Annotated in this window: 20 protein-coding genes; 7 read left to right on the top strand and 13 right to left on the bottom strand. The window is 64.7% G+C overall.

Annotation, left to right across the window (positions count from 1 at the left end; translation table 11 throughout):
- Nucleotides 1-12 precede the first annotated feature (12 nt).
- The 4 genes from AC0CH3_RS01040 to AC0CH3_RS01025 form a co-directional block, all read right to left on the bottom strand.
- Complete coding sequence (locus AC0CH3_RS01040) at nucleotides 13-405, bottom strand: NADH:ubiquinone oxidoreductase subunit NDUFA12 (RefSeq protein WP_056016158.1); 393 nt, start codon at nucleotides 403-405, stop codon at nucleotides 13-15.
- A 71-nt stretch (nucleotides 406-476) separates the two neighbouring features.
- A complete protein-coding gene (locus AC0CH3_RS01035) occupies nucleotides 477-995 on the bottom strand; it encodes a DUF192 domain-containing protein (RefSeq protein ID WP_354301441.1) in 519 nt (172 codons plus the stop codon).
- A 59-nt stretch (nucleotides 996-1,054) separates the two neighbouring features.
- Nucleotides 1,055-1,654, bottom strand: a complete 600-nt coding sequence (locus tag AC0CH3_RS01030; RefSeq protein ID WP_354302073.1) for a cold-shock protein — start codon at nucleotides 1,652-1,654, stop codon at nucleotides 1,055-1,057.
- Nucleotides 1,655-1,790: 136 nt separating this feature from the next.
- Complete coding sequence (locus AC0CH3_RS01025; protein WP_354301439.1) at nucleotides 1,791-2,324, bottom strand: regulatory protein RecX; 534 nt, start codon at nucleotides 2,322-2,324, stop codon at nucleotides 1,791-1,793.
- 198 nt (nucleotides 2,325-2,522) lie between these two features.
- Between AC0CH3_RS01025 and AC0CH3_RS01020 the strand changes: the two genes are divergently transcribed.
- Together AC0CH3_RS01020 and AC0CH3_RS01015 are read left to right on the top strand one after the other, a co-directional pair.
- Nucleotides 2,523-4,292, top strand: coding sequence for a fatty acyl-AMP ligase (locus tag AC0CH3_RS01020; RefSeq protein WP_354302071.1), 1,770 nt, complete (start codon nucleotides 2,523-2,525; stop codon nucleotides 4,290-4,292).
- Between the two features lie 166 nt (nucleotides 4,293-4,458).
- The gene (locus AC0CH3_RS01015; protein ID WP_465237468.1) at nucleotides 4,459-6,768 is read left to right on the top strand and encodes a putative bifunctional diguanylate cyclase/phosphodiesterase; all 2,310 of its coding nucleotides are present in this window, start codon (nucleotides 4,459-4,461) and stop codon (nucleotides 6,766-6,768) included.
- 52 nt (nucleotides 6,769-6,820) lie between these two features.
- On the opposite strand, the gene AC0CH3_RS01010 is transcribed toward AC0CH3_RS01015, so the two are convergent.
- From AC0CH3_RS01010 to AC0CH3_RS00990, 5 genes are all read right to left on the bottom strand, one after another.
- The gene (locus tag AC0CH3_RS01010; RefSeq protein WP_354301435.1) at nucleotides 6,821-8,302 is read right to left on the bottom strand and encodes a CYTH and CHAD domain-containing protein; all 1,482 of its coding nucleotides are present in this window, start codon (nucleotides 8,300-8,302) and stop codon (nucleotides 6,821-6,823) included.
- Nucleotides 8,303-8,414: 112 nt separating this feature from the next.
- Nucleotides 8,415-10,214 carry a glycoside hydrolase family protein gene (locus AC0CH3_RS01005; protein ID WP_465237467.1) on the bottom strand — a complete coding sequence of 600 codons (1,800 nt, stop codon included), beginning with the start codon at nucleotides 10,212-10,214 and terminating at the stop codon, nucleotides 8,415-8,417.
- 256 nt (nucleotides 10,215-10,470) lie between these two features.
- The gene (locus AC0CH3_RS01000; RefSeq protein WP_465237466.1) at nucleotides 10,471-10,947 is read right to left on the bottom strand and encodes a hypothetical protein; all 477 of its coding nucleotides are present in this window, start codon (nucleotides 10,945-10,947) and stop codon (nucleotides 10,471-10,473) included.
- Between the two features lie 357 nt (nucleotides 10,948-11,304).
- Nucleotides 11,305-11,982, bottom strand: coding sequence for a sugar transferase (locus AC0CH3_RS00995; RefSeq protein ID WP_327196452.1), 678 nt, complete (start codon nucleotides 11,980-11,982; stop codon nucleotides 11,305-11,307).
- Nucleotides 11,983-12,146: 164 nt separating this feature from the next.
- On the bottom strand, nucleotides 12,147-13,304 hold the full coding sequence (locus tag AC0CH3_RS00990) for a glycosyltransferase family 4 protein (RefSeq protein ID WP_465237465.1): 1,158 nt from the start codon (nucleotides 13,302-13,304) through the stop codon (nucleotides 12,147-12,149).
- Between the two features lie 142 nt (nucleotides 13,305-13,446).
- Here AC0CH3_RS00990 and AC0CH3_RS00985 point away from each other — a divergent pair, with 142 nt between their 5' ends.
- From AC0CH3_RS00985 to AC0CH3_RS00975, 3 genes are read left to right on the top strand one after another with little or no spacing between them, the layout of a single operon-like run.
- Nucleotides 13,447-14,316 (top strand): glycosyltransferase family 2 protein, encoded by an 870-nt coding sequence (locus AC0CH3_RS00985; RefSeq protein ID WP_354301425.1) that lies wholly within the window; start codon nucleotides 13,447-13,449, stop codon nucleotides 14,314-14,316.
- Entirely contained in the window at nucleotides 14,313-15,452 is a 1,140-nt protein-coding gene (locus AC0CH3_RS00980) for a glycosyltransferase family 4 protein (RefSeq protein ID WP_354301423.1), read from the top strand. The genes AC0CH3_RS00985 and AC0CH3_RS00980 overlap by 4 nt, the downstream gene beginning before the upstream one ends.
- Nucleotides 15,449-16,981, top strand: a complete 1,533-nt coding sequence (locus AC0CH3_RS00975) for an oligosaccharide flippase family protein (protein WP_354301421.1) — start codon at nucleotides 15,449-15,451, stop codon at nucleotides 16,979-16,981. Before AC0CH3_RS00980 ends, AC0CH3_RS00975 begins: the two co-directional genes overlap by 4 nt.
- A gap of 11 nt (nucleotides 16,982-16,992) precedes the next feature.
- On the opposite strand, the gene AC0CH3_RS00970 is transcribed toward AC0CH3_RS00975, so the two are convergent.
- The 4 genes from AC0CH3_RS00970 to AC0CH3_RS00955 all read right to left on the bottom strand — a co-directional run bounded on the left by AC0CH3_RS00970 (nucleotide 16,993) and on the right by AC0CH3_RS00955 (nucleotide 23,113).
- Complete coding sequence (locus tag AC0CH3_RS00970) at nucleotides 16,993-17,796, bottom strand: glycosyltransferase family 25 protein (protein ID WP_354301419.1); 804 nt, start codon at nucleotides 17,794-17,796, stop codon at nucleotides 16,993-16,995.
- A gap of 542 nt (nucleotides 17,797-18,338) precedes the next feature.
- The gene (locus AC0CH3_RS00965) at nucleotides 18,339-19,466 is read right to left on the bottom strand and encodes a glycosyltransferase (RefSeq protein WP_354302069.1); all 1,128 of its coding nucleotides are present in this window, start codon (nucleotides 19,464-19,466) and stop codon (nucleotides 18,339-18,341) included.
- Nucleotides 19,467-19,524: 58 nt separating this feature from the next.
- Complete coding sequence (locus AC0CH3_RS00960; protein ID WP_465237464.1) at nucleotides 19,525-21,699, bottom strand: GumC family protein; 2,175 nt, start codon at nucleotides 21,697-21,699, stop codon at nucleotides 19,525-19,527.
- Between the two features lie 118 nt (nucleotides 21,700-21,817).
- Nucleotides 21,818-23,113 (bottom strand): outer membrane beta-barrel protein, encoded by a 1,296-nt coding sequence (locus AC0CH3_RS00955; protein WP_457326288.1) that lies wholly within the window; start codon nucleotides 23,111-23,113, stop codon nucleotides 21,818-21,820.
- Between the two features lie 56 nt (nucleotides 23,114-23,169).
- Here AC0CH3_RS00955 and AC0CH3_RS00950 point away from each other — a divergent pair, with 56 nt between their 5' ends.
- Nucleotides 23,170-24,390, top strand: a complete 1,221-nt coding sequence (locus AC0CH3_RS00950; RefSeq protein ID WP_465237463.1) for a glycosyltransferase — start codon at nucleotides 23,170-23,172, stop codon at nucleotides 24,388-24,390.
- Entirely contained in the window at nucleotides 24,387-25,436 is a 1,050-nt protein-coding gene (locus tag AC0CH3_RS00945; protein WP_354301414.1) for a polysaccharide pyruvyl transferase family protein, read from the top strand. The genes AC0CH3_RS00950 and AC0CH3_RS00945 overlap by 4 nt, the downstream gene beginning before the upstream one ends.
- The last annotated feature ends 105 nt before the right edge of the window (nucleotides 25,437-25,541 follow it).

Raw genomic sequence — 25,541 nt, 5'->3', positions numbered from 1 at the left:
CGATCCGCCGGGTCATCCTTCGGGCGTCCAGGCTTCATAATCGCCCGTCGCCGCCGCTCGGCGTCCACCCTTTTCGAGTGCCCCCGCGGGACGATAGGCCAGGGCGGTGCCCGTCAGATTCGCGACCGCCGGCTTCTGCCAGGCACGGACCGGCGGCAGCGCGCGGTCGGGGACATCGGCGACCTGGTGATGCAGCCAGCTGAACCACGCCGGGGGAACGCGGCTTGCGTCCGTCGCGCCCTGGTAGATCACCCAGCGGCGGGGGTTGCCAGCGGTGTCCTTGCCGCCCTCGTAATAAACGTTCCCGAGCGCGTCCTCGCCCATCCGCGTCTTGCCGCGAAGGCCGAATTTGGTGCCGAGGGTGGCGCCGTTCCACCACGTGAAGGTCGATGCGAGAAATCCCATAGCCGCCGCTTAGCGAGTGCGCGCGGCGCCAGCAACCTCGAACGCGATCACGCCGTCGAACCGCACCGCGCTCAGCCGGCCTTGTCCGTCCATTCGACGCGGTCGCCTTCCGCGATCCCGAGCTCGCCGGCGCGCCCGCCCATGATCTCGAGCACGGCGGCGACCGGCTCGCCGGACGGGATCGGCGCTTCGGAAAACGGCACGGTATTCTCCGCGATCCGCGCAATCGTCTTGTCCGCGCGGATATAGACGATGTCGAGCGGGCTCGGCGTGTTCTTCATCCAGAAGTTCGCCTCGCGCGGCCCGCCGCCACCGGCGGGATAGGGCGCGAACAGCATGCCGCGGTCGGGCTTGAGGTCGGTGCGGTACATCAGTCCCTGCGTCTGCTCGGCTTCGGTCCGCGCCGGCTCGACCGTGAAGACATGCGCACCGTTTGCACTGCGGATCGTCACCGTCAGCGTCTTTGCGGCGTCCGCGACTCCCCCGTTCGCCGCACCCCGATCCCCCCGCACATCCCCACCATTGGCATCCCCGCTCGAGCAGGCGCAAAGCCCCAGAGCGAGAACGGACGCGAGCAAGATCTTACGCATGACATTATCCCAAATTAGACCGGACGCGGCGGCGATCGGGCCGACCGGCACGCGCTGTATCAGGCCCCGGGCCCTTGCTCCACGGCAACCGCAAGCGGCCCCTTGCGACCCGTGACAATCCGCGCCTGCAGCGGCTGGTCGGGTTCGACCGCGTCGATCCCTGCGCGCCGCAGCGTCTCCATATGAACGAAGACGTCACGCCCATCGCTGTCGCGGACGAGAAAGCCATAGCCTTTCAGCCGATTGAACCACTTGACCAGCACGGGTTCGAAAGGCCCGGCCGCATCGATCAGCGTGACGGGATCGATCCGGTCGGGTGCCCCGGCAGCGCTCGCCGCGGCACGGATCGCGGTTTCATCGACCGCGTTGCTCAGATCGATCGAGAGGATCTCGCGCGCCTGAAAGCCACGCCCGCGTTGCACCGCCACCGCCTCGATCCGCGCACCTTCGGGCAGGCTGCGGCGGCCATGCGGCTGCAGGACGGAGAAATGGATGAGGATATCGCCGATCGCGGCATCGTCGGCGACCGCGAAGCCGAACCCGCGCGTGACGTCGAACCATTTGACGACGCCGCCATAGACCGCCGGCTCGGCCACGGGCGCCTGCTCTCCGGCTATCCCGATGTTCGGGACCGCGTTGATCGCCATCGCGACGGGCATGCCGATCACGGCGTCAGCAACCTGCTGCGCCGCCCTGTCCACGCCACCACCAACTTGCGTCTCACCACGCATCGTTACGCACCCCCACCCCTTGCTAGCACGCTTCCTCGCTGCCGCAACAACATGCGATATACTGTCACGCGAAATCCGCTGGATCGAAATCGTCCGCGGCCGGAGCCGCCAGGATTTTGCGCGCCAACTCAAAGCTATGACCCGCACGGATCATCGCCGCGAGTTGTTTCTGCCGAACCGCGCGATCGTCGCCCTGAACGCGACCGGGATCGCCGTACGGGCCAAGCCGCTTGCGACGGGCATAGGCCAGCGCGGCATCGACGCCGCGATCGGCAATCGCGGGCGCCACCGCATCCGCGTCGCTGTCCTCGATGCCGTCCGCGCGAAATGCGCCCGCCACCCGCCGGGCACCCAGCCCTCGGCGCTGCATCGACGCGGCTCGCGCCTCGGCAAAACCCCGATCGTCGATATAGCCAAGATCGGCGAGCCGCTGCGCCAGGGCGTCTGGATCCGGCGGCACACCCGCGCCGTCGGCCCAGCCGCGCTCGCGCAGCTTGCGACGGAGATACTCGCTCAGCCGTCCGCGGGTCGTCGCGAATCGCTCGACATAATGCAGCGCAAGACGCTCGAGCGACGCAGCATCGAGCGGCTTCGGCACGCGTTTTTCAGGCTTTTCTCGACGACGGTCTTTGGTCACGCCATCATTGTGCCACACTGGGATAGGATTTTGAATGCCACGGCCTGCGTGCGTGCTCCAAAACGGGGCGTGGCATGCGAGGTCACAGGAGTGGAATGTCCGAAGACAGGCCGCGACGGGACAGACAGGACGCAGATGACGATCGACACTTCTCGGGCGATGACGACCGACCCGCTGGCGAAGCCGGCGATCGACCGGGCTGCCCCGAACGTGACGGCGACCCCGACCGAGGATGCGCTGCCGCGTCGCTTCGCCGACTTCGCGACGCTCGGCGATGCGCTGGACTATGCCGCGAGCGGGACACGCGGGCTCAATTTCCACGACGCGCGCGGTACGCTGACGCAGCCCTATCCCTATGCGCAGCTTCAGCGCGATGCGCGCAAGATGGCGGATCGCCTGATCGCCGCGGGGGTTGCACCGAAGGACCGCATCGCGCTGGTCGCCGAAACCGGCGCCGAGTTCGCCGCGCTGTTCTTTGGCGTCGTCTATGCCGGCGCCTGGCCGGTGCCGCTGCCGCTGCCGACGTCGTTCGGGGGCCGCGTCTCCTATATCGAGCAACTCCGGGTCCAGCTGTCGAGCTGCGATCCCAAGATGCTGATCTATCCGCCCGAACTCGCGCAGATGGCAAGCGAGGCGGCCCGTCTGGCCGACACGATCGGCGTCGACTGGTCCGAATTCGCGACGCGCGATGCCCCCGAAGCGGCACTGCCCGAAGCCCGCTCCGACGATATCGCCTATCTGCAATATTCGAGCGGTTCGACCCGGTTCCCGCACGGCGTGGTCATCACGCACGAAGCGCTGTTGAACAACCTCGCCGCGCACAGCCACGGCATGGAGATCTGCGCGACCGATCGCTGCGTGTCGTGGCTGCCCTGGTATCACGACATGGGCCTGGTCGGCTGCTTCCTCTCGCCGATCGCCAACCAGGTTTCGACCGACTATCTGAAGACCGAGGATTTCGCGCGTCGTCCGCTCGCCTGGCTCGACCTCGTCAGCCGCAATACGGGGACCACGCTCAGCTATTCGCCGACGTTCGGCTACGATATCTGCGCACGCCGCATGTCGTCGCAGACCAAGGCGAGCGAGCGGTTTGACCTGTCGCGCTGGCGCGTCGCGGGTAACGGTGCCGACATGATCCGCCCCGACGTGATGCAGTCGTTCGTCGATGCCTTCGCCGATGCCGGTTTCAAGGCGTCGGCGTTCCTCCCGAGCTATGGCCTCGCCGAGGCGACGTTGGCCGTATCGCTGATGCCGCCAGGCGAAGGCATCCGCGTCGAACTGGTCGAGGAAACGCAGCTTTCGGGCGGCTCGCGCGGGGAAGACCGCCCGCAGCGGTACCGCGCGATCGTCAATTGCGGCAAACCCGTCCGCGACATGCGGATCGAGATCCGCGAAGAGGACGGCACGCCGCTGCCCGAGCGTGCGATCGGCAAGGTCTGGTGCAAGGGCAAGTCGGTCATGGTCGGCTATTTCCGCGACGACGCGGCGACCGACGCGTGCATGGCCGATGGCTGGCTCGACACCGGCGACATGGGCTACATGTCCGACGGCTATATCTACATCGTCGGCCGCGCCAAGGACATGATCATCGTCAACGGCAAGAACCACTGGCCGCAGGACATCGAATGGGCGGTGGAACAGCTGCCGGGCTTCAAGGCCGGCGACATCGCCGCGTTCGCGATCACCACGCCCGGCGGTGAGGAAACGCCCGCGGTCCTCGTGCAGTGCCGCAGCTCGGACGAGGGCGAGCGGCTGCGTCTTCGCGACGAGATCCGCGAGCGCGTCCGCTCGGTGACCGGGATGAACTGCGTGATCGAGCTGATACCGCCGCGCACGTTGCCGCGCACGTCGTCGGGCAAGCTGAGCCGCGCGAAGGCGCGCAACCTGTATCTGAGCGGTGACATCAAGCCTTACGATATCGCCGCTTGAGGGGCCGCTGACCGATAGCCCCAAAATGGACCAGTTATTTCTTACAAAATTGGCGTTCCTAGGGATGTGATAACTAACATTCGTTAAGTGCAGGGGGGTGAACAGATTGTCGCTTCTCCCCAACGAAACGTTAGCTTGCGTCCCGCAGGAGGCGGAACGCGTCACTTTGAAGGCGTTGCTGACGTTTTCGGCGACCGATTCTCACGAATGGGGCCTGATCCGTGCGCGCCAGTTGCTGGCGGGGCGACACCGTATCTGGTTGATGCTCGGCGCGGCGGTGCTCACCGTAACGCTCTGCGGCGCGCTGCTGTATCACAGCATGCCGTTGTGGGAGATCCTCCTCTGGATGGTCATGACCGTTGCGACCGCGGCAGCGGGCGCGGTCCGGATGGCATTGACCCCGCCCCGTGCGTTCAGTCACGCGAGCCGAACCGACATCCGTCAGACCGCGTGGAACGGACTTGCGCTTGGGCTGGTCCTGTCGGTTCTGCCGATACTCCTGTGTATGCAGGGAAAGCCGATCCGCGCCCTCGGGCCGGGCATCGCGCTCATGCTGTTCTCGACCGCCACCGCCTTCTTCATGGCACCGCTGGCGCTGGCGACCACTGCCTTCCTGCTTGCGTTCGGCCTGGTCACGGCTTCGTGCCTCGTGCTCACCGGAGCGCCCGTGGCGGGTGTTGCCACGCTGATCTTCACGATCCTGCTGCTGACGATCTGCATGAGCCGCGCCAAGGCGCTCGCCATCATCGAGACCGCCGGACTGGCGCTTGACGAGCGCGACGAGACCGTGAGCCTCCTGCTGCGCGAGTTCGAGGCGACGGGCGCGCACTGGCTGTGGGAGATCGACGGCGGACGTCGTATCGTACGTGCCAACAGGCAACTCGCGGTCGCATGCGAGCAGGACGCCGCGCTTCTCGAGGGCATGCCGTTTCTGCAGGTCCTTGCCGGCCCGACATGGGATACCGGTCACTTTGCCCCCGGACTGCGCACCCTCGCCAAGAAGTTGAAGGCGCGGGAAAGCTTCAGTGCCGTGCGCCTGCCCGTGTGGATCGCGGGGGAAGAGCGCTGGTGGGAGGTCTCGGCATCGCCGCGCTTCGACAATCGGGGGACGTTTTGCGGTTTCCGGGGGGTCGGGTCGGACGTCACCGACCAGCGCGCATCGGCCGACAAGATCAATCGCATGGCCCGGTACGATGCGCTGACGGGCCTGCCCAACCGGCTGATGATCAACGAAACGTTGTCGCTGGCGATCAGCGAAACCGATCCGGCAATCGGCCGGTACGCGTTCATGATGCTCGATCTCGACCGCTTCAAGGCGGTCAACGACACGCTCGGCCACCCGATCGGCGACCGGCTGCTGTGCGGCGTTGCCGCGCGCCTCGACGCGCTGATGGGGGCAAGCGGGACCTGTGGCCGGCTGGGCGGCGATGAATTCGCGGTGATCATTCCGGATGCGACCGATGTCGCCGGCGTCGAGACGCTCGCGCAACGGATCATCGACGCGCTGTCACGCCCTTACGAGATCGATCACCACACCTTGTACATCGGCGCGAGCGTCGGAATCGCCGTCGGCCCGCGCGACGGCCGTACTTCCGAGATGCTGGTCCGCTCCGCGGATCTGGCGCTCTACCGCGCCAAGGATGCCGGCCGCGGAGTCTACCGCACCTACGAACCCGAATTGCACGCACAGGCAGAAGAGCGTCGGATCCTCGAGATCGCGCTTCGCAGCGCGATCGAACGGGACGAGATGCATCTCGAATATCAGCCCATTGTCGATACCGACACGACGATGCTTCAGGGCTTCGAGGCGCTGCTGCGATGGCGGAGCGCCGATCTGGGCGACGTCTCCCCGGCCAAGTTCATTCCGATTGCGCAGGAAACGCGGCTGATCGCCCCGATCGGGGACTGGGTGCTGCGAACCGCGTGCCGCGAGGCGGCGCGCTGGCCGGCGAACGTGCGCGTTGCCGTCAACGTTTCGCCCGAGCAGCTCTACAACCCAGGGTTCGTATCGATGGTCACCGCTGCGCTCGCAAATGCGGACCTCGCGCCCGAGAGGCTCGAGTTGGAAGTGACCGAGGGCCTGTTCCTGCACAAGGGACACGGCGTCGGCATCGTTCTCGATCGGATCCTCAAGCTCGGCGTACGGCTCAGTCTCGACGATTTCGGAACCGGACAGTCATCGCTCGGCTATCTCAGCCGCACGCGCTTCTCGTCGATCAAGATCGACCGCAGCTTCGTCGAGGCGGCATCGCATGGCGGCCGCGAGGCGCTTGCGATCATCCGCGCGGTGGTCGCGCTCGCGCATAGCCTTGGCATCGCCACCACGGCCGAAGGCGTCGAGACCGAGGCCGAGCGCCGGATCGTCGAGGCACTCGGCTGCACGCGGGCGCAGGGCTATCTGTTTGGTCGCCCCCTGCCCGTCGAGGAAGCGCGAGCGCTCGCCAACGAACTGGTTACCACCATCATCGCGGCCTGAGCTCATCGCCCTCACAGAGCAGATCGGCGACATTCGTGCCGGTCGCTCCCGATCAATCCCAGAATCGCTTGCGATCGAGCAGCCTGCGGTGCGCTTTCCCCGCCCGGTGAACCAACGTGTCCACCCCGTGCCGATCGATCAGCGCCGCCGCGCCGTCCAGCTCGAGCAGGCCGTGGTCCCGCAGCAGCAACGGTGCTGTCGAACGATCGTTGAGTATTCCGAGCTGATCCTGGAGTTTTTCCAGTGTGCGGACGAACCCCGCGCGCCGCCGCTTCTGCCCCTCCTTCTCGAAGAGCCCGACAAAGAATTCGGCAGCGTAGCGCAAGGTCTTGGCCGATTTGCGAAGGCGATGCCGCGCGTTCGTGTCGAGCTCCTCGAGCGACGCGTGATTGATCTTCAATTGCTTGCGTCGTTTGCGTAGGCTCATCGCGGCAAATTCCGATACCGGCATCGCCCTAGCCGTCGCCGTCGCTGTCGCATTGAGCCAAGGACCGGTTGCCGACCAAGCGACGAGATCAAGCATCAGCTGCATCGTCCGTGGCGACCCAAGCGCGGCGTCGACCGCCTCATACGCCGTATCGCGGAGATGCTCGACCTGCGTATGGACCGGCCCCCGACCGATTTTGCTCGTCACCGCGTCGGACAGCACGTCGAGATCGCGTGCCGTACCGAGGATGCGCGCCAGTGGCCGCACCTCCGCCTGTAAGCGTGCCGCGTCTTCCTTTCCCACCACGGATTTGAAGATCTTGAGCGCGGAGCGGAGCCGTCTCAGTGCGACGCGTGCCTGATGCAGCGCCTCGGGCGCGCGCGTTTCGAGCAGGATCGTCTCGTTCAACCGATAGTGGCGCAGGCACCCGCCGATGATCGCCTGCAGCGCCGCCGCAGGCGTCATGGCCGCGTCGAGGTGCACCGGCTCTGCCTTGAACGCGCGCGCGCTGGCGTCGGAGAGCGCGTATCCCCGCTCGGACTTCGTCAGGACGCCGAGCCGGACCGGGATCAGCCCGCCGATCCGCCGCGCCAGCGCGAACAAGGCGGCGGGATCGCCCTGCTTGAGCTCGAGTTCGATCTCGCAGACGGGAGAGCTTCGATCCAGGGCGGTCACGCTACCCCGGTCGAGTACGATCTCGATATCCGCGACGTCATCCCGCACCCGCCAAGTCGTCCGCTCGACGGCGACGGTGAACACGGCGCCGACGCCCTCCAGTGGCGGACCCGGCAAAAGCGCCAGCGGCGTCGTATCGTCAAGGATCGGAGTATCGTCGTCGACCGCGCGCTCCCATTCGGGACGACTGAACAGCCCCGCCCCCTTGCCCGGATCGATCTTGATCGTCTGGATCCGCTCGTCCGCCTTGCGTCGAATGCGGAGCGAGGCGCCGTGTTTGCGCAACCGCTGATCGGGCGTATCGAAATAAGTCGCATGCAACGTCGCGGTACTGCCGGTCACATCGGGGAACAGCGTGCCCGCAACGAGGTCGGCGACCTTGTCGGCGGCGGCGTCCGTCACCACCAGCTTCAGCTCGATTTCCTGCGCCATGACGTTTCCCGATCGCGATTGTCTCACGGGACAACGTACGAGCGCGGCTGACAGCCTCAAGTCATGACGGGCATCAACCGACCAGTTCGCGCGCGGCTTTGGTCATGCGTGCTCAGGCATAGCAAAGAGCGGGGGCCACGGCCCCGCGCTTGTTCAACGTGGCGTGGTAGGACAGCAAGTCGTTGCCGTATGTCTTGTTCGGACCGAACGAGATTTCGATCCTGTCACCGGCCGCGACATTGACGGGAAGCGCCGTGATCATGATCTTGTCGATCAGCACGCCGGTGGCCAGTGCAACGCCATTGCGTTCGATGCGGTAGTCGACGCCATCGCCCGCGACCGCCTTCATGAAGCAGGCATTGAGATCGACCTGCATGGCCTTGGGCGCGGTATAGCGGATGACCGCGCGCATGGGCGCGGCACCATCGCCCGACGGCGCTGCCGACGTGGTGTTGATGCGAAGAGGCTGAGACCAGATGTCGCCGAAATAGCTCGTGAACTTGTTATCGAACAGGTCGAGCACGGTGTTCTTTCCCGCCCCATTGCGCCGCAGATACGTCCAGGGCGCGACGCCATATTGCAGCAGCGTGTCCGCGATCACGCTGTCCTCGCCGAGCGTATACCCCGTCGCACCACTGACGATGACCGGCTCGGGCCGGATCGTGATCGCCCCGCCGGCACCACCGGGGATGACCGCGCCGTACATGTCGCGGAGCGTCGTGGTCCCCGTGAAGGCAATCGTGCCGCCGCCGCCCCAGACGACGTAGCGATCGGCTCCGATCTTGTAGAGATAGATCGGGCGCGTGCCGAGATTGACACGTACCGGCGCACCGAATGGCAGGATATGATCGACCACGGCCCGATAGGCCACGCCGACCGGCTTGATCGTGTTCGAGGCGAACAGCCCCATGTACGGAAAGCCGCTCTGCTCGACCAGCGCGTACCAGTTCGCATGCGTCACGCCCGAAGCGTAGAGGAGCAGCACCGATTTGACGAGCGATGCAGACGCCAGCCGCGGATCGGGAACGCCGTAGCTATATTCCGTCGCCCAGACCGGCTTCGGCGTTCCGTACCGCCGCATCACGTCGTTCAGATGCGTTATCTCAAGGTCGATCCCCTCCGCCTCGGGACGATAGGGATGCACCGCGACGCCGTCGACGACGTCGAGCATTCCGGCAGCGAACATCTTGTCGAGGAACCCGGTGCCGATCGTATTGGTCGATCCGCCGAGGATCGAGACTTCGGGGTGCGCCGTCTTGAGCGGCTGATACATGGCGCGGAGCGTGGCGACATAGGTCTGCGACTGGTCATAGCCGGCCGGATAGTCGAGCGCGTTGGTGCCGTTGATCTCGTTGCCGATTTCGAGCGCGGTGACGCATCCGCCGAACCGGTCGAGCAACTTGCGAAGATAGGTCGCGAATGCCGCCTGTCCGGCAGTCGAATAGACCATCTTGCCATCGTCATACAGCGCGTTGCGCGGCACGATCGTCAGACTGAGCTTCCCGCCGGTCGCGCAGAAACCGGCAAGCGTGTCGATCGCGGTGCCCGTGAAGACATAGGTCCCGGGTGTCTTCTCGACGCTTGCCCAGTTCACCGTGTCGCGGATGACGCGCGTACCGATCTGCGACGTCAACGCCAGCCATGAAGGCTGCCAGCCTTGGCTGAAATGCGTCTGGACGCCGAATTGAAAGCCCGTCGCCGGGGCAGGAATGGTCGCCGCCTCTGCGGTCCGGCCGACCGATGTCGCTGGTGCGCCGTTGATAGCACCTGCGCCATTTGACGGCGCACCGGCTGCGACGACCGTCACCGCCGCTGCGGATGCCCCGCTCCCATTGGTCGTCTCGGCTGCCAATGCGGCCGCGACGATGATGGTCGCGACGCCGGCCAGTCTTATCGAGCGTTTTGCGGTCATAATCCACCCCCTCCGAGACCCAGCCCAATTCCTGCGAAGGCTTTCTCTTGATGCGTATATTATAGGGAATGGGGGAATCGTTAGTTACGATTTGTGCTTATATCGACCAAAATCAGAACGGGTCCAATATGCGATCATTTAAAGCGGATTCATAGCATGACTATATTATAACCCTTAATCAAAGACTTATTTTGATAGCAGGGACTAAAGCGGCTACCCGTCTGATATAGCCTCGATACCCGGAGCGTAACTTGTTTTACAGCAGTCGGTACAGCGTCAAGGCGACACCCCAAGCCGCGACGGCCGAGCCAATCAGCGTCACGAGACGCACCGGCGCTGGCCAGCGCTCCGGTGCCGGCTCCGCCAAGGCATCGCGACCAGCCGGAGGTGTCTGCAACGCGGTGACCGCTGGACGGGGATCGAACGATCTGGCGAAGTCTGCCTCGGACAGTTCGGGCGAGAAGGCACATCCATATCCCTCCTCCGCGGCGTGGACGACATGCCCTTGCGCGACGCCTCCCCCCGTCAGGCCAAGCCTGAAACTGGTGCCGACATCCATCGTGAGCCCCGTCAAACGGCATCCGGTCGTCGAGACGTCATGAACCATGACGTCTCGCACCAAGCCGTTCCCGCCCCCGGCCGAGCCGATCGCACGCGCGTCGTGTCGATTGCCATGCGCGACCCGCACGGCCGCGGGCTGGCCGATGAGTTCGATGGTAGCCAATATCGACATCAATCCTCCTGCCAGGACACGGCTAATGATCGCCCGTTAACAAGTCCTGTCGATTGACGAGTTCTTTACATTTTCCTCCGAATATTGGCAAGCATTGTAAGTATTGAATAGATCGGGCGGTTCGAGCCACGATGTATTGCCGACCGCCTATACCGGGACCAGCGGTCCGCTCGAGGGGCGGCACTTATCCCGACCACGGTCACGCACGCAGCGGCAGAGTGTGGCAGAATGAGCCATATCGCGCACCTCGCGTCCGGATCGCAGCCTTTGCGAGACCACGACGGGAAAGACCGCGACGCCGCGCGCTCTGGTCGACGCGCCGCGCCTGCGGGGCTCAGGCGACCGAGATTTCGGTGATCAATATGAGCCGCGTGCAAGCAGGACGCTGGGCACCGTCATCGCAATGATCCTGATGTCCAATATCATCGATCGCCGGCGCGAATACATGACATCGAACGCGACTCTCCGCCGATAGGACACGTCGTTGCGCCCACTGACCTGCCACAGACCCGTGATGCCAGGCCTGACGTGGCAATAATGGGCGAAGTATCGTCCGTACCGCGTAACTTCGGCATCGACGATCGGCCGCGGCCCGACGATGCTCATGTCGCCGCGCAGGACATTCAAAAGCTGGGGCAGCTCGTCGAGGCTGCTCTTGCGCAGCACGCTGCCAATCAACGTGATGCGCGGATCGTCGCGCAGCTTATGGTCGCGATTCCACTCCGCTTGCGCGGCCGGATCGGACGCCAGCAGCTCGGCAAGCCGCGCCTCTGCATCGACGACCATCGATCTGAATTTGAAGCATCCGAATTTGCGGCCACGATGGCCGATCCGGCGCTGCGCGAAGAGGATCGGGCCCGGATCGCGCACGTAGATCGTAATCGCGATCAATATCATCAATGGACTGAAGAATAGCAACGCCGTCAGCGCGACGGATATGTCAAACAGGCGAGCGACGCCATATCGCGATGTCATACCGAATATTTTCACCGGCGGCATCGCACTTGATGGCTTCAACGCTGCCGGATGATACATCGCGCTCTTCCCCCGACGACAATGCTTGTGCATCGCACAATAGTTCCATCGGTATTTTATTACTACGTCATTTTACTATATCGAGTCTAAATCTGCACCATGAATGATGTATTTTCCGGTTCTTTTAATACAAATATTATCGATGTATTTGAATTACCAAGACATCATTCAATGATGGCATCGACCAGTTTTTGCACTTGAGTCCGCCATGAATAGAGCCGGCAGCGTTCGTATCCGGCCTCGACCAGTTGTCTCGAATAGGCAGGATTATTCATCACCCGTCGGACGGAAGCGACGATGTCGTTGATATCAAAGGGATCGCAATAATCGGCCGCATCCGCACAGCGCTCCCGAATCGCGGGGATGCTGGACCCGATCACGGGGCAGCCAAAATGCATGGCTTCGAGTGGCGGCAGCGGCGACGCTTCGTAAAAGGACGGAAAGAGCAGGCAGGCTGCATTCGCGTAGAGACGGCCAAGCTCGGCAAGATCCTCGACCTGCCCCCTGAGATGGACGAGCCCGGATACGTCGCAGGGAATCTCGACGCCCCCCGGCGCAAGATACCCTCCGCGCGACCCAACCAGGATTGTCGCGACATTGTCTTCGCGCGCCAAACGGATCGCGGCCCGCAACACGCCATCCCAATTCTTGCGCTGCGAAAACGAGCCCACATAGAGGACATAGCCCGCCTGATCGCGCGAAACCTCGAAGCTGCCGATGGCGGGTGTAGCGACACCAGGCGCCCCATCCGGGGGCCGCGCGCCGGCCACGACGAGGTCGTCATCGTCGCGCCAGCCGCCATTCTGGGCAACCTTGATATTCTTTGCCGAGCTCGGCGCGATCGTCGCGAGCATAGCCTTTTCGGTTTCCGAAACGGTCATGATCGGCGCCGCCCGACGAAGCAGTATTGGCAGCATCAGGCCATGAACCAGCCGGTACCGCCACGTATAAGCCTCCGGGTACAGGCGATACGACAGGTCGTGCAGCATCAACACGACGCGCCGCCGGGTAAACAGCGTTACGACCGGGGCCGTGTTGCCGAGGCACAGCAGCCGCGCACCGCGCAGGCTCAACGGCAACAGCACCTGCTCCCAGACATGGCCCGTCGCACCACCGACACGCTCCACCTGCGTCACACGCAAGTCGAGATCCGACACATCGGCGCGCGGCTCGCACACCAGCCGCAGCCTCAGTGCAACTTTACCTTCCGAAACAAGATGATCGAGCTCCCGCGTCACTTCGCGGGCAACGCGCTGTACTCCGGTTGTCGGCTGGGTCAAAAACCTGCCATTAATTACAATTTGCGCGACTGAATTGTCCATGGGATTCAGCTATATTTCGGGATAGAACATAGTTTATACGTCATATTGTTCCAATATTTCTGCACTGCTCTGCAGCATAGCATTGCCATCTCTTGCATAGATACTCTAGATGATGATTGCCGATCTCGGGAGGTTTCAACGAATGCTCGCGATACATGTAGCGATCGCGACAGTCGGGCGACCGGCGCTCGTCGCATCGACGGTCGCGCGTCTCGCGCGTCAGACACGGCAGGCCGACGGCGTGCTCGTTGTTTCGGTGTCTCCGGCCGACGTCGACGGGGTCGATGCGATCCCCACCCCCCCGCGGATCGCATTTGCCGAACGCGGGCTATGTCGACAACGCAACCGCGCGCTCGACCTGCTCCGGCACGATGCCGATATCATCGTCTTCTTCGACGACGACTTCATCCCCGCGAATGATTATCTCGAATCCGTCGAACGGCTGTTCGTGGCGCATCCCGATGTCGTCGGCATCACGGGCGACCTCGTTGCGGACGGGATCGGCGGTTTAGGCTTCACCGTCGACGAGGCCGAGATGCTGATCGCGCGTGACGCCGCGTCGCTGCCCGCGCGGATCAAGACGCGGGAGGCGTTATACGGATGCAATATGGCGATCCGGATGAGCGCCGCGGTGGATCTGCGGTTCGACGAGGCGCTCCCGCTTTATGGGTGGCAGGAGGATATCGACTATACCTATCAACTCGGCCGCCGCGGTCGCCTGATCTCGACAGGGCAAGTCACGGGCGTACACATGGGGGCAAAGGGCGGGCGCACATCGGGGCGCAAGCTCGGCTACTCGCAGGTCGCGAATATCGTCTATCTTAGGCGAAAGGGCACGATGCAGCCGGGCCTGGGCGGCCTTTTGTTACGCAAGAACATCGCCGCCAACCTGATCCGCAGCTTTCGTCCGGAACCGCTGATCGATCGGCGCGGGCGGCTGATCGGCAATGCGCTGGCGTTGATCGACGTCATCCGTGGCCGCGTCGATCCACGCCGCATCGAGCAGATGTGACCGACTTGCGCGCAGTCTATTTCAACGGCAAGTTCTACGCCGGCGCTCTGAACGGCGTTCACCGCGTTGCCGACCGGCTGATCCGCGAAGTCGATACGCTGCTGTGGGAAATGCCGATCGAGTCGCGGCCTGAGGCGGTCCTGTTCATACCCGAGAAGCGGCGATGGCAGCCCACGCTCCGCGCGATCACGGTGGCGGAACAGCCAGGTGCGCTCGGCCAGCGCTGGGAGCAGCGCGGCCTGCCGCGTCTGGCCCGGGGCGGCGTGCTCGTGAACCTCGCCAATCTCGCCCCCCTGTCGCATCCCGACAAGATCCTGCTGCTGCACGATGCCCAATTCCTGTTTCCCGACAGCTCCTATCCATGGCGTCAGCGGATCGGCTATCGTCTTCTCGTGCCGCGGATGGCGCGGTCGAGTGCGATCGTCCTGACGGTGTCCGACTATTCGCGTCAGATGCTCGACCTGCTCGGCGTGTCGGCCCGGGCCCGCACGCGACGGATGCACAATGGCGGCGACCATATCCACGACGTCGCCGCATCGAGCGATGCGCTGTCGAAGCTCGGCGTCCAGCCCCTGCGCTACGTCCTGCTGTTCGGCAGCGTAAAGGCCTACAAGAACAACCGTGTCGTGTTCGACGCGCTGGCGACCGACTTCCGCGGCCTGCGCCTCGTAGTCATAGGCCCGGATCGGCAGGCGCTGCATGCCGCAGGCCTCACCCCGCCCCCCGGCACGGTGTTTGCCGGCGCGTGCGACGATGCGGCGCTGCGTGCACTGTATGAAGGGGCGTATGCGCTGCTGTTCCCGTCGCGGACCGAGGGGTTCGGCCTGCCCCCGGTCGAGGCGATGCTGTGCGGCTGTCCCGCGATCGTGACGCCCGCGGGCGCGCTTCCGGAGGTCTGTCGCGATGCGGTCCTCTATGCCGATGTCGACGATCCCGCGAGCTGGCGAGAGGCGCTCTCCCGTCTCGCCGATCCCGCGCTGCGCGCGGAAAAGATCGCTGCCGGCCGCGCGCTCGCGGCACGGTATCGTTGGCGGGCGGCGGGTGAGCAGTTGCTTGCAGCCATTTTCGAGCGGGCATCCGTGCACGCCGACGGAGCCGCCAACCCCGCCCCCGTGGAGGTCGAGACAATCGCATGAGCAAGGGCCGTCAAGGTGCCATCGCGACGCTGATCGCGATGACGTCGCGTGCCAGCAGCCAGGTCGTCCTGATCGGGGTGACGCTGGTCGCGACCCGCTACTTGAACCCCGCCGATTTCGGGGTCTTCGCGCTGGCCACCGCGTTCGTGACGCTGGCGCGAACGCTGCTGTATGCCGGGCCGTTCGAATACCTCATGAAGGCGCCCGATCTCGAAAAGTCTGCGCTCGAATGTCTCGTCGCCAATGCGCTACTCGCCGCCGTGTCGACGATCGTGCTGGCGTGCATCGCATTTCTGTCGCCGCTGATCTTCCGATCGCCCGCGGTGGAACCCGTGCTGCTGATGCTCGCGCCGTCCATCCTCATTGCAGCCGTCGCAAGCTGGGAAGAGTCACAGCTCCTGCGACAGGGGAACATCCGCACATATTATGCCATCACGACCGGCGTCGAACTGGTCAGTTCCGGGCTGGCGGTCGTCATGCTCGTCAGGGGATATGGCCTGATCGCGCTGATCGTGCAGAACTACGTCCGCGCCGTGCTGCTGACGATCGGTTACTGGCGCATGCTGACCCTACCAAGGCTCCGGCGTGTCGACCCGCATCATCTGGCGACGGTCGTACGGTGGTCGATCAGCCGCTATGGCTCGGTCATCCTGTCCTTCACCAACAACTACAGCGGCGACCTGATCCTCGGCGCCATTCTTTCGCCGGCCTCGACGGGCGTGTACCGGGCGGGCAGCCGGATCGTCGGGGCAGCGTCGGACATATTCGCGCAGCCGGCAGCGATCATGTCGATGGCCGGCCTCTCGCGCCGATATGCCGCGGGCAACCCCGCCGATGGCCAGTGGCTGACTATGCTGTCGGGCATCGCGCTGTTCGGTTGGCCCGCACTCGCCGGCATGGCGATCGTCGCGAACCGGCTCGCTCCCATCGCGCTTGGCGAACAATGGACCGCTGCGGGCCCGGTGATCTCGATCCTGTGCATGGCGCGAATGGGGGGATTCTTCACGATCTTCGCCGGCACCTCGCTGTTCGTCTATGATCGCCAACGTCTTGTGCTGATCATCCAGATCGTGACCGCGATCGCCAGTGCGGGCCTGACATTGCTGTTCGCTCCCCTCATGGGCGTTATCGGCGCCGCCACCGCCGCCGCCTGCTCGTCCGTCGTGTCGGGAGGGGGGCTGGTGTATTTCGCAGCGCGGCAGGGTGGTTTTGGATCGCGCCAGCTGCGGACCGCTGCGGCGGTCATGGTGATACCGCTGTGCGCGACGGTCGTCGCTGCGGTCACGGGTGACATGATCGCCGCACATGTCGCCAGCGACGCGATCGCGCAGCTCGTCATCGTCATCATCCTCGGCGCCGGAGGCTGGGCGATGAGCATCGCCCTGTTGCGCCGCCACGTCCTGAATGCGCTGCATTCGCTCAGCCATGCCCCGGCTGAAACCAATACCGCGACCAACACCGGATCCGGCGTCACGACCGGTGCACCCGCCATGATAGGCGAGCCCGCCATACGGTCGTCACCCGCGTAAGATGTCCGGCGTCACCGCCAGACGATCCGGATCCGCTGCCGCCCCCGCGGAATCTGGACGATATTGTAGAGCTGGTTTGCCAAGGCCTTGGCCCAGAGCAGTCGATGCTTCCGGCGGCGATGCGACGGCCGTTCACCGATCGAACTCCGCAGCGTCGTCACTCCATGCTTGAAATTGTCCTGGATAAATGGCGCGGGTTGCAGTTGCCCGATCTTCAGGCCGTTCGTCTCCGGCGAACATAGCGCATAGTCGCAGGGCATCATCGAGCTTTCGAGGCGCTCGATCAACTCGATCGCGGTCGATCGCTTCACCAGATACGCCGCCGTTCCGAGATTGAACGACAAGAGATCGTGTAACCGCCGCTCACCGGGAAGCCGACGATAGGCCCGCGAGACGAACGTCCGCATCGGCGTCGCCTCGAGCTTGATAAGATCGAACGCCGGCAAATGTTCTGCGGCAAGGTCGGCAAGCAGTTTACGGGCATCCAGCGCGATATGGACGTCGTCCTCGATGATGAGCGCATGTGGCTCATCACTCTCGACGAACAGCCGAAGCGCACGGACATGGCTGAGCAAGCAGCCGACTTCACCCGGGGACAGGTCATGCGGCGCGAGGTCGTTGGGCGACAAGTCCTTCAGCGCGACGGCCCCCGCGTGATCCGCCGCTGCGCGGTGGCGCGCGAGCTCTTCGGCGCCAAGCGCGCTGCCCAGTACCGCGGGCACGCGCGTCAGGACGAGCCCCGCCGCGCTCGCCTGCGCCTCGACCCAAGCACGCCGATCCACGTCACGGTCGAGGTTGATGCAATAGCATTTCATGACGACCTCATTCCAATCCGCAACCCGAATGGTCCGGGGCACCGCGGTTCCGCACGCGCACCGCTCTTGAGGATCCGCATGCGAAGCCTGGACGCGTGACACAATGCGACCATGGCGCGGCGCCGTGCGCGATCGTGTCGCCGCTTGCCCCTTCCATCGGACTGGGGTCCGCACCGATCTCGGACGGGCCATCGCCAGCCATGACGCCACCGCAGAAATCACGGATCGCCGCCCGGCCGCCAAACCGACTTTGGTCCGAGGCGTCCCAGACACCATAGCGGACCAGAGAAAACCGGAGGACGCGAGTGGCGGCATGCCTACCGAGACGAAGCGGACCAGCGCCCGCGGCAGCGGCTGGCGCGCTCGGATCCGTCGAAAGAGTGCCGGCACAGACCACGGGCGGCGATGACGGCGACGCCCCCGACGGCGGCGCGTGTAGCAGCCGCGACGACGACGGCCCGGCTGCACGCGCCCGCGCGAACGACGCGACGGTGTTCCGATGCTTGCTCAGCATGCGTGCGCTACCCGACGGACGGGCCGCATCACCAGCATGCCGCGATCGCATCGCGGATTCCGCGATCGAACCGCTCGGGCGCGAAACGCTCGGCATGCGCCATCGCCGCGTCGGGATCGAATTCGGGCAGAAACCGCTCCATCGCCTCGACCCCTTCGATCAGCGACTCGACGGTCTGCTCGGCGAAGAACAGCCCCGACACGCCAGTCCGCACCGTCGACAACGCGCCACCCCGCGCATAGGCGAGCACCGGCCGTCCCGACGCCATCACCTCGACGGGCACGATCCCGAAATCCTCCTCCGGCGTGAAAATCAACGCGCGCGACGTCGCATAGGCCTGTTTGAGGTCCGCAAAGCTCATCCGCGCCACGATCCGGATCGTCGGCCCTGCCCGCCTGCGCAGCGCGTCCGCCATTTCGCCCGTGCCCACCATCAGCAGCGGCAGGCCAAGCGCGTTGAACGCATCGACCGCGAGATCTGCCCGCTTGTACGGCGTCATCTGACCGACCCACAGATAATGCGGCTCGATCACGTCCGCCTTGCGGAACAGGCTGGTCGCGACGGGGGGATAGACGATGGTCGATGGCCGCCGCCACGCGCGCTCGATCCGCTTTGCAATGAATTCCGAATTCGCGACGAACGTGTCGACGCGCGCCGCCGATGCCGTGTCCCATGTCCGCAACCGGTGGAACACCCACGGCATCGCCAGCCGATTGACCAGTCCGGCGGCATCGCGATAGTCGTGATAATGGTCCCACAGGTACCGCATCGGCGAATGGACGTAGCAAAGGTGCAGCGCATCCGGCGCGGCGATCACGCCCTTTGCCGGCCCGGATTCGCTGCTGATGACAAGGTCGTACCCGCGCAGATCGAACTCCTCGAGCGCCATCGGCATCAACGGCAGATATTTCTGATAATGCCGCCGCGCGCCCGGCAGCTTCTGGATGAAGCTGGTCTTTACCGGACGGGCCCGGATGATGTCGGATACCGCCGAGGGATCGTAGACGTGCGTGAAGATATCCGCGTCGGGAAACAGATGCAGCAGGCGCTCGACCACCCGCTCGCCACCCCGCATCGTCACCAGCCAGTAATGGATGATCGCAACGCGTAGCGGACCGGCGCCGCGGCGCGCCGACGCGATCAGTGGCGGGATCATCGCATGTTCGATAACCCCGCCCCCCGTCCCGCCCCCCGTCCCGGGCACGCGCCACGCGTCATGCATAATAATTCTTGTACGCCGGGTAATAGAAGGTCTCGTCGCCATAGCCGAAGCGCGCCTGCTTGCGCATGTCGACACGCGTCAGCACGACGCCGGCAAGCGCGACGTGGCTGGCGGGCAGCATGCGGAATGCGGCACGGATCGCGTGATCCGGGGTCTTGCGCCAGCGGACCACGAACACCGTCGTGTCCGCCTTGCCGAGCACCAGACGCGCGTCGGCAATCGGCAACACCGGCGCGGTATCGATCACGATCACGTCGTACAGCGAACGCAGATCGTCGAGCAGCCGGTCCATCTGCTCGCCCGTCACCAGTTCAGCATCGAGATCGCCCCGCGTCGAGACCGGCAGGACGGCCATCGACGTCGATTCGTCGACGATGATCGCCTGTTCGAGCGTCGCCTCGCCGCGCAGCACCTCCGTCAGCCCGGGCGCATCGTGCTCCCGGCGCAGGAAACGGCTGACCCCGTGCTGCCGCAGATCGCAATCGACGAGCACGACGCGTTCCCCCGCCATCGCCATCGAACGGCCAAGGCAGATCGCCGTGGTCGTCTTGCCTTCCTGGGGCAGCGCAGAGGCGACCGCGATGACCCGCGCCGGCCCCGCCTGCGCGAACTGCAGCGACGCACGCAGCGACCGGAACGATTCGGCGAACGCGGACCGCGGGTCGTTCAGGATCGCCATCACCGGCGGCTGCTTGCCGCGGCGCATGACCGATCCGAGCAACGGGATCGAGCCGAGATAGCGGACGCCGAGACGCTGCTCGATGTCGTCACCCGTGGTGATCCCGGCGAACCCCATCTCGGTGACAAACGCGACCGCGATCCCGAGGCCGATCCCAAGCACAGTCCCGAGGATCAGGTTGAGAAGCACGTTCGGGCTGCTCGCCCGCGTCGGGGTAAGCGCCGGGGTAAGCACGCTCGCATCGGCTTGCTCGGTCCCCTCGCGTGCACTCAGCTCCTTGTACCGGTTGAGATAACTCTCGTAGAGCGCCTCCGATGTCGCCGCACGCTTCTCGAGGTCGTTCAGACCCGGAAGCGCCTCGTTGCGGACCGCAAGCCCGCCCTGCGCCGATCCGAGCGACGACCGAAGCGAGGACAGGCGCTGCGCGGATACCCGGCGCTTTGCATCGAGGTTTGAGATGATCCGCCCGATCTCGGCCTGGATCTGCCCGTTGACCTCGGCAAGCTGGCTGCGTGCCTGCCGGACCTCGGGGTGCGCCGATCCATATCGCGTCGTCAGTTCGGCGAGACGCGTCGCGGTGGCGCTCTGCGTGCCGCGCATGTTGCTGATGACGGGGGACCCCAAGGCTTCGCCGATATCCCCACCCGTCGAGCCGCCGCGAAGCTGCGTGCGTGCCGTCGCCAGCCGCGCCTCGTCCTCCGCGGACTGAGCCTGCGCCGACGCCACCGCCTGGTTGTAGCTCGAAATCTCCTGCTCGTTGAGCGACGCGGTGGTCGATGTCAGCAGGCCATTGCTATTGCGATAGCGCTGGACCGCATTCGTCGCGGCCTGCGCATCGGCCTGAACCTCGCGCAGGCGCCCCGAGAGGAACCTCAGATTGCGCTCGTTGGCGGCGCGGTGTTCGCGCAGCGCCCCCTGCGTATACTCGATCGCATAGGCGTTCGCGATGTCAGCGGCTTCGCGTGGATCCTCACTTTCGGCCACGATATCGAGCGCATAGGTCTCGCCGACGCGTCGGCCCGTCACGTTGCCGAGCAGGTACCGAAGCGCGGCTGCTCGCGCCACCGCCGGCTCGATCGGCCCGCCCGCATCGGGGCTCAACCAGCCGCGGAGGCCGGTGGCCAGTTCGCGGCGCGTGAACTGCCGCCGATGATCCAGGCCGAGGCGATCGACGACCTTCATCGCCATCGTCTGCGATCCGATCACCGAGATCTGCGTATCGACATACGCGTCGCTCGGCACGGTCGAGGGAAGCGATCGATCGGTCTGCCCCACCGGGGTGATCTGGTCCTGCTTGACGTCGAGCGCGATCGAGGCGGTCGCGGTATAGCGCGGCACCTGCAAGGTCGTCAGCACCAGCGCGGTGACGATCGCCGCGACCAGCACGGTCAGGAAGATCCCGACCCGACGACGAAAGATCGCCGCGAGCGCACGCAGATCGATCCGATCCGTCTGCGACCGCGGTGGGGTCGGTGCGACATAAGGCATGATCGCGCCTCCATTGTCGTCCCCCTGAAAGCTTTTGATCAGCGCAACCACGTGTCACCCCCTTCTTGATGTTCGGCATGCCTGCAGCCATCGCGGCGTTCGTCGTGCGTGCCGGGCGTCACAATTGGATCGCCACGCCGGCATTGAGCTGATGTCGATCATAGGATCGGCCCGTGATCGAAGCCCCTCCGGGACGTTGACGCGAATATGCCTCGGACAGCGTGATCGACAGATTGCGGTTCAGCGCGTAGCGGGCCGAGATCCCGCCATTGAGGCGGTTGTCGCTACGATCGATGCCGCGATAGTCGACGTCGAAATATCCGACATCGGCGTGCAGGATCAGATTGCGCAGCAGTTCATGATCGACGCCGACGCGCACCTCGCTCTGAATGACGCCGGCCACGCCGATCGTCGGCCCGCGTTGCAGCGAACGATTGGCCTGCAGCGTCACCGTCGAGAGCGTTGTCGGGGTCCAGACGAGCGAACCGCGATAATTGAACCCGCCGACATCGCTGAACACCGCGTTGCCGAACTTCTGCGAGATATACCCGATGCCGACCTGCCCGACGAGCAGCGAGGTCAGCTCGACCGCCACGCCGCCGAGAAGCTGGTAGCCGTGCGAGTCGCGATCGATCGTTCGCGACGATTCGGGGTAGCTGGCCTTGTTGTACGATATGCTCACATAGGGCGCGACGCTCGCCGAGACGTGGTAGCCGATCCGGCCGTCCAGACCGACGGACCGGAAGTCGCGAAACGACAGGTCTGCGACCTGGTTGGCCACGCGGGTCCTGCCGTACCGGAAGACGCTGTAATTGCCGCCGACCTGAAGTCCGACCGCGCCGAGCTGCTGCTGCACGCTCGCATACGACGTGATCACCCGATAGCCGATCGGCGCGCCACCGATAAAGGTGTCGCCCTCCGTCCCGCGCGGCTCGATCCGCTGCGCTATCGTCCCACGGAGCGTAACCTGCGTCTGGCTGCCGATGTCGAGCACTCCGTCGGCCTGTGCGCCATATTGCGTGCTGTTTGCGATCGTCCGCTCGGCATAACGCTGGATGTTGGCGTCGGCGACGATCGACAGGCGATGTCGTCCCCATTGCGATCGCGCGGTCATCCGCGGCGCCAGCGTTACGAACGCATCCGCCACCTCAATGCGCGAACTTGCATAGATATTGGTGTCATACCCCGTGTTGATCGTCGTCGTCGGGAATAGCGTGAAGCCGCCGACATCGATGCCGATCGCCTCGTATCCGGACGCGACGCGCGCGGTGACTGACGCCTGTCGCGATCCAAGCCCCGTCTGCGACGGCACAGCCTGCGCGAACGCGAGTGCTGGCAACCCTGCAAAGGCAACCGCACATGCCTTCAATATGACAGGGACAGTGATCGACCCGCCCCGTTGCGATACCAGCATCACATTCAAAGTCTAACCCCCGCACCCCTGCCTTTCGTGGCCTTAACCATCGGTCCGTGCAAGCAGTCATTTGCACCGGACCAAGACGACATGAGCGAAGCGACGCTATTGATTGGCATATTGTACGAAATATTAAATGCTATTCAAATCGGACACAACACTGTTATCTTGATTGCGAGGTTGTATCGTGGGGGCATTCGGCGATGGATAAATGGTCGGTTGATTTTTCATCCGCACTGTACAACCGAACGGGTAAGTTTTTCATCGGACGTGATATTATTTGCGATCAGGCACTCGCCATCGAGAAGGTATATTATTGGCGCCTGCCCCGGAGCCGCCATCCGACCGGCGTGATGGCCAGATGCCTTGGCCGCGCGATCACCGTCGACCAGGCCTTGCAGGCGTCGCCGCTATCCACACTCATCCCGGCGTTTCGCCCCAGCGAACGCATGCTGCACCTCGACCCGTTCACGGTCCTTCATGCCAGGCTGGAACGCCGCGACGCCGTGCTGTGTCATGATCTCGGCCCGATCACGCATCCCGACCTGTTCGGGGGCGAGGTCGCCGCGCTCTACGCGCACGCTTATGCCCGAATCGCCGCGCGGGGCTGCCGGATGGTGTTCGTCAGCAACGCATCCGCCGATGCGTTCGCGCGCCATTATGACGCGCCGGCCGATGGACGCGTCATCTACCCGCCGCTGCGGCGCGATCTCGATACGGTGCAGGGTTCGCCCGTCCGCGGGATCGATACGCCCTTCCTGCTCACCGTCGGCAGCATCGGGCGACGCAAGAATCAGGCATCGTCGATCGCCGCCTATGCGAAGTCCGGGCTCTGGGCGCAGGGCATGGGCTATGTCCTCTGCGGCGCCCGCGAACCCGGTAGCGACGCGGTCGACGACGCCGCCCGGGCGACACCGGGAGTCACGCTGCTGCCCTACGTGACCGATGCGCAGCTCGCCTGGCTGTACGATACCGCGTCGGGGTTCGTGCTTATGAGCCTGCTCGAAGGTTTTGGCGTTCCGGTCGCCGAGGCGATCGCACGGGGGCTCGTGCCACTCGTCACGGCTGGCGGTGTCCTGTGCGAAGTCGCCGGCGACGGCGCGCTCGTCGCGGACCCGCACGATATCGAACAGATCTCAGCCCAGATGATCGCGCTGGCATCGCTGACGCCCCCCGAACGCGAGGCCCGGCAAAACCGGCTGCGCGCCTCGCTGGACCGGTTCACCCCGGCAAGATTTCGCAACGACTGGCAAACCATGATGAGTGAAACCGCATGATCGATCGACAGAGATGGGTGGGCGATGGCTTCGCCGAGCTCGATGACCGCATCGACTATTTCATCAAGTTCGCGCCGACGCAGAATTTCGGCGACTATCTTCCCGAGTTGTTCTGCAAGGAATTGCTCGCCTACCCGCGGATCGACGCGGACATGTTCCGCCTCGTCGGCAGCGTCATCGACGAACGCTGGGTGCGGCGCGACCTGTCGCGCACCAACGGCCATGTCGCGGGGCTGATTGCCTATTGGTGCTGCGGCGCACGCAGTGCTGCCGGCCTGACGCAGCAGACACGCGCGCATTGTCGGTTCTTTGGCATTCGCGGCCCGCTGTCGCGCGATGCGCTCGACCTGCCCGCGGATACAGTCATGGGCGATCCGGGGCTGCTCGCGCCGCTCCTCCACCGCCCGACGCCGCATCCTCGGACATCGGGCAAGGGGATCTGCATTCCGCATATCCAGGACGGCCGGTCGCGCGACGCGTTGCTCGCTTTGTCAGGGGCAGATTGCCTCGTGCATCCGGAAATCGCGGCCTCGGAGGATGCGCTGCGCGATCTGCTCGATCAGATCGCCTCCGCCGATTTCGTCCTTAGCGCCTCGCTGCACGGCGCGATCGTGGCCGCCGCCTATGGCCGCCCCTTCTGCTTCTGGGACAATGGCCATCTCGATGTCCCGTTCAAATGGTCCGACTTCGCGCGCTCGATCGGCATCGATGCGGTCTTCGCCGCGAACATGACGGACGCACGATCGATCTGGGCGGCATTCGCGCCGCATATCGTGATTCCGCCACTCGCCCCCATCCTCGAGGTCGCACCCTTCACGCCGCAGCCGCACGCCCTGCTACGCGCGCTGGCGCATGACAGCCACGACGCCACGCTTGCCGCGGCCGCAGACACGGTTGCGATCGCCGCCGCCCGGCGCAGGTCCGAAACCTGCGCCGATCAACACGGATCGTCGGACCTGCGCCGTGCACGCAAGACATTGTCCTACGATCTGCAAAGACGCGTCGGTGTCGGACTGCGATCAGCCAAAAGACGAATCTTTCGATAATAACGAGTTAGCGATGCTACAGTATATATATCTCTTAGATCCGTACAAATGTTTGTCATATTGATCATCGTCGTCGATAGATACTGGAACGCCGCCAGCATCTTC

The sequence above is a fragment of the Sphingomonas sp. AC449 genome (assembly GCF_979253475.1).
This window is presented reverse-complemented; position numbering and strand designations above follow the sequence as displayed.